The organism is Desulfobacteraceae bacterium (assembly GCA_022340425.1).
Classification (GTDB): Bacteria; Desulfobacterota; Desulfobacteria; order Desulfobacterales; family JAABRJ01; genus JAABRJ01.
Genome location: JAJDNY010000160.1, coordinates 1 through 5,415 on the forward strand (window position 1 = coordinate 1; position 5,415 = coordinate 5,415).

Annotated in this window: 5 protein-coding genes; all 5 read left to right on the forward strand. The window is 61.8% G+C overall.

What is annotated here, in order from left to right:
• Nucleotides 1–263 precede the first annotated feature (263 nt).
• Nucleotides 264–1,019: an ATP-binding cassette domain-containing protein gene (locus LJE63_13785; protein MCG6907676.1), complete on the forward strand. Its 756-nt coding sequence runs from the start codon at nucleotides 264–266 to the stop codon at nucleotides 1,017–1,019.
• Nucleotides 1,016–1,894 carry a permease-like cell division protein FtsX gene (ftsX, locus tag LJE63_13790; protein ID MCG6907677.1) on the forward strand — a complete coding sequence of 293 codons (879 nt, stop codon included), beginning with the start codon at nucleotides 1,016–1,018 and terminating at the stop codon, nucleotides 1,892–1,894. The genes LJE63_13785 and ftsX overlap by 4 nt, the downstream gene beginning before the upstream one ends.
• Nucleotides 1,895–1,987: 93 nt before the next feature.
• Nucleotides 1,988–3,352, forward strand: coding sequence for a peptidoglycan DD-metalloendopeptidase family protein (locus LJE63_13795; GenBank protein MCG6907678.1), 1,365 nt, complete (start codon nucleotides 1,988–1,990; stop codon nucleotides 3,350–3,352).
• 15 nt (nucleotides 3,353–3,367) lie between these two features.
• Nucleotides 3,368–4,732, forward strand: a complete 1,365-nt coding sequence (locus tag LJE63_13800; protein MCG6907679.1) for a S41 family peptidase — start codon at nucleotides 3,368–3,370, stop codon at nucleotides 4,730–4,732.
• 310 nt (nucleotides 4,733–5,042) lie between these two features.
• The coding region (locus LJE63_13805) for a hypothetical protein (protein ID MCG6907680.1) at nucleotides 5,043–5,415 on the forward strand (373 nt) is incomplete at its 3' end.

Genomic DNA, 5,415 nt, shown 5'->3' on the forward strand with positions numbered 1-5,415 from the left:
CTGAATGATTTCCGGCAGAGCAGGTCGATCAGCTCCTGTTTCATCCCACCACCCGCGCCCACGGCTGCCAACGCCGGGCCCGTATTGATTTAAAACCGAATTTTCGATAAAAAAAGCCTCCACCGAAACGGAAGAAGCCTGTTTAATGGGATTCCAGTGGAGGCTCCAAGTTAAGGAAAACTGGAAACAGCACTCCTTGAACTTGTGAAGGGTATAGCAAGGATCGGCTTCAGGGTCAAATTTTAATCATATATATGCACCTTATGACACCCAACTATCAAACGCCGCTGGCAGCCGTGGATGGGACCGGCAGCGGGGCGGTCTTGCCCGGCGTTGAACGGCAAGCGATCCTGCGCTTGTTCGGTGTGCACCGCCGCTACGGGGCGCTCAACGCCCTGAACGACATCACCCTGGATATTTTTCCGAACGAGTTCGTGTTCATCACCGGCCCCAGCGGTGCTGGCAAATCCACCCTGCTCAAGCTGCTCTACCTGGGGGAGCCGGCCTCCGAGGGCCAGATCCTGGTGGACGGGTTGAACCTGGCCCGGATTTCGCGCAAGGGCATTCCCGAGCTGCGGCGCAGGTTCGGCATCATCTTTCAGAACTACCGCCTGATTCCGACGCGGTCGGTTTTCGCCAACGTCTCCCTGGTGTTGGAGGCCATGGGCCAGAAGGAGCCCCTGATCCGCAAGAAGGTTCACAGCGTCCTGCGGACCGTCGGCCTCGAGGACCGCGGCGGTGCGCTGCCGCCGACACTCTCCGGCGGCGAGCAGCAGCGCGTGGCGGTGGCGCGCGCCATCGTGGGCAATCCGAAGATCCTCCTGGCCGACGAGCCCACCGGCAGCCTGGACCCCTCCGCGGCCGCCGTCATCATGGCCCTGCTGCAGCGCTACCACCAGCGGGGGGCCACGGTGGTCGTCGCCACCCACGACCACGAGACTATCCGCCGCACCCCCGGACGCGTCATCCAGCTGGAGCGGGGCCGGCTGTTGTCCCAGCCCGCGGCGGAGGCCCCATGAGCCGGCCTTTGAAGCGCGCCCTGGTGGAAATCCGCGACAACCGCTTCCTCAATGCGATCACCGTCGCCACCATCGCCCTGGCCATCCTGATATCCAGTGCTTTCGGCCTGTTTTTCGTCAATGCCAGCCGCTTGATGACCCTCTGGCAGCAGGGCGTGAGGGTCATGGTCTACCTGCAGCCGCAGGTCGCCGAGGACGCGGTGCAGGACCTTCAGCACCGGTTGGAGGACCTGCCGGAGGTGGGTAGCGCCGTTTTCATTTCCAAGGAAGAGGGTCTGGCCCGCCTGCGGGAGCAGCTGCAACACCAGCTCTCGCTTATTCACAACCTCAAGACGAACCCGCTGCCGCATGCCTTCGAGGTGCAGCTGCGGCCTGAAATGCGCGACTGGGCGGCGGTGTCGCAGTTGGCGGACGTAATCCAAAAACTTCCGGGGGTCGACGAAGTCGAGTACGGTCAGGGCTGGCTGGAGCGCTTGGCGGCGATCCTGCGGCTCTTCAAGCTGACCGGGTTGGGGATGTGCGGTCTGTTTTTCCTGGCAACGGTCTTGATCGTGGCCAACACCACCCGGCTGGTTTTGTACGGCCGCCGGGAGGAAATTGAAATCATGCGGCTGGTGGGGGCATCCGAAGGTTTTATCCGGACGCCGCTTTACCTGGAGGGTATGCTTCAGGGGGTGATGGGCGCCGCCGCCGGGCTGGCAGGGCTGCTGGCGGGGCACCTTTACCTCAGCGCCCAGATCGCCCCGGGACTTCTGCCCGGTCGATTTGAAGTGCGTTTTTTTTCGCCGGCACTGGCAGCCGCCATCCTGGGCGCCAGTATGCTGGCCGGCTGGCTGGGGAGCTATCTGTCCCTCAGACAGCAGTTGAAAACCTGAATTGCCCCGGGAAAGGGCAGCTCAGCAGGCGATGCGACGATGGGGTTTTTGGGGGCGAGGCGACATCACCCGTGCTGGATCGGCTTGGCCGTTGTGGTCACAGGCTTGGTGGTCTATGGTCTGCCGGCCGCAGAAGCGGCCGAAGCGGTTGGCATCGTGACCGCCACCGGGCTGAACCTGCGCGAGGCGCCCCAGCACCGTGCGGCCATTCTACTAACCCTGCGGAAGGGAGACGCCGTTCGCATCCTGGGGGAAACCGCGGGATGGCTGAAAGTCGACCATGAGGGCGCGACCGGCTACGTCAAGCACAACCCGCGATGGGTCAAGCTACTCACCGCCGAAAGCGCGGCCCAGGCCGACGCGCACGAACGCAGCCTGCTGGCGCGCGCCATCGCCGCCCTAACAGGCAAACTCGAGGGGCGCAAGGCCAAGCTCGCCGATGAGATTCGGCACGAAAAGGAGGTGCTGGAGCGCCTCAACCACATCAACCGCGAGCTCAACCGCACAACGCGCCAGGTTCGGGCCCAAAGGGAAGCCCTGGAAGTCTTGAGCGCCGACATTCAACACAACCGGCAGGAAATCAAAGCGCTGGAGGAGCGGATTGGGGAAACCGAGGCCCAGGCCTCCCGGCGGCTGGTGGCGCTCTACAAACTCTCGTGGATCGGGCAGGTCCAGTTTTTGCTTAACGCCGCCTCAATCAGCGAATTTTTCGAACGAAAAAGAGCGCTTAATAATATTCTCGCCCATGACGACAAGGTGTTCAGCAGCCTGCTGCGGGACTACGAGCGGTTGACCGCGCTGACGGGCCGGCTGGAGGCCCGGAAGGCCGAAAAACAACACAAAACCGAGGCCTTAAAAGAACAGTTGGAGGATCTTGAAGCCACCAAGAACCACCGCATGCGTCTGCTGGCCGAAATCCGCAGCCAAAAATCCCTTGAACTGGCCGCCATTGAATCCCTCAAAGCCTCGGCCGCGGCACTGGACGGCACGGTTCAGGCGTTATTGCGGCAGCCCCACCCCCCGCAGGCGGAAATTTTGAATGGGGATGGTTTCGCATCTTTTAAGGGGTTGCTAAAAATGCCCGTTGAAGGTAAAATAGTTAAGTTTTTCGGACCTTACAAAAATCCAGGCTTCGATGGGATGAATTTTCGAAGCGGCATCGAGATCCAGGCGCAGCGGGGCGAACCCATTCGTTCGGTTGGTGCTGGCAGGGTTCTTTTCGCCAGCTGGTTCAAGGGGTTCGGCAATATGATGATCATCGATCATGGCAACAATTATTGCACGGTCTACGCCCACGCTGAGGAATTGTTCAAACAGACGGGCGACGCCGTTCTGGCACAGGAAGTCATCGCCACGGTCGGAGACACGGGTTTATCGCCGCAGCCCGGTCTGTATTTCGAGGTGCGCCATCAGGGCAAACCCATGAACCCGGCGGCATGGATCCATCAACGCGGCTGACAAGGAGCTGGCCGAATGACGCGAAAATCAGGACGCTACATCAGGCTTTGGCTGTTTTTGGCCGTCGCCGTCATCTTTTGGAGCATCGGGGCGGGGTTCAGCCGCGACCTGGGGGCCAGCAACGACGAAACCTACAAAGGTCTCAAACTCTTTTCAGACGTCCTTGAACTGATTGAAAAAAACTACGTCGACGCCGTGGATACGACCGATCTGATCCACAAGGCCATCCAGGGCATGGTTCAAAGCCTGGACCCCCACTCCGCGCTGCTACCCCCCGATGCCTATGAAGAATTGCAGATCGACACCCAGGGGGAATTCACCGGCATCGGAATCCGCATCACCTTGCGCAACGGTTTCGTCACCGTAATCTCCCCGATCGAGGGCGCCCCCGCCTTCAAGGCCGGCATCAAAGCCCAGGACCGGATCATCAAGGTGGACGGGGAACCCACCACCGATCTGCGCAGTGCCGTGATGATGATGCGCGGCCCCAAGGGAACCGAGGTGGTGGTGACCATTGTGCGGGAAGGTGCCGCCGGCCCGATGGATTTCAAACTCATCCGGGATGTCATCCCCATCGAGAGCGTGCGGGCCCTGGAGATCAAGCCCGGTTACGGTTACGTGAGGGTCACCAACTTCCGCGACAAAACCACCGAAGACCTGCAGGCCGCGCTGAAAAAGCTGGAGTCCGCCAAGACCCCGTTGCGGGGCCTGGTGCTGGATCTGCGCAACAACCCCGGCGGGCTGTTGAATCAGGCCGTGGAGGTTTCCGATCTGTTTCTCAAAGAGGGCGTCATCCTCTCAATCCGGGGCCGTCAGAACACCCACACCAAAGTGTTCAAGGCCACCGCCGCCCCCGCTGCCGGCAGGGACTACCCGATGGTGGTGTTGATCAACGGCGGCAGCGCCAGTGCATCGGAAATCGTCGCCGGGGCCCTTCAGGACCACAAACGGGCGCTTATCCTCGGCACGACCTCTTTTGGCAAGGGGTCGGTCCAGACCGTGGAGTCCCTGCGCGACGGTTTCGGGTTGAAATTCACCATCGCCCGCTACTACACGCCCAACGGCCGCTCCATCCAGGCCAAGGGCATCGAACCGGATATCGTGGTGCCGCACCATGTGCCGGAGGAAAAAAGCGCCACGACGGAAGACCGCCTGGTAAAGGAAAAGGACCTTAAAAACCACCTGGAAGAGGAGCCGCCCGGGGATGCGCTGGAAAGCGAAGAGGGGCCCGGTCCGGCCCAAGAGCCCGCACAAGAGGCCCCGGAAATCGAAACCTTGGAGGGCACCTTGACCACCGCAGGGCTGGAGGCCGACAACCAGGTCGTTCGGGCCATGGAAATTTTGATCAGCTACGATATTTTCAAAAATATGAAGGGCTGAGCCCGGATATTACCGGGCCCGCCATGAGCCGGCGGGCAGCTGCGCGTAAGCCTGCCCGTCGCTACCTTGCCCATCCACCTGAAGGCGGATGGGCAATCCTGTTTGGCGGCGCTTTGAACCGACCCCAGCGGGGTCGACCTGATTTTCCCGTCAGCTTTCCATCCCGCGGCCAACGCGGGGCAAACGCGCCCCGGCGCGCTGCGAGAGACCCATGGCCAACACCAAGCCCAAAGCCAAAACGAAACAACGCAAAACAGCGCCCCGCCCCCGGAGCCGCAAGCGACCGACAGCCTCACCGCTGAGGCGCCATTTGCCCAGAGTCCTCATTGCGCTGAGCGCCCTGGTTGTGTTGGTGATCATCGCGGCGGTTGCCGCCCGCCATTACATTCCATCCAAACCCCAGCGCACTGCCGCAGCGCCCCCGGTGACCAAGCCGCCGACACCGATCACGCCCAAGACGATCAAGCCGGCGCCGGCCAAACCGAGGCCTGCGGCCCCGCCCAAGGCTTCCAAAACGCCGACCTACGAAATTTTTCCCCCCGAAGAGCACCGTGCCCCGAAACCGAAGCCGCCCATCTCAAGGCCCGCTCCACCCCCGGCCGAGCTCCCCCGGGTGGCCCTGATCATCGATGATATCGGCTACGACCACGGCCTGGCGACCAAATTCATGGACCTCGACACCG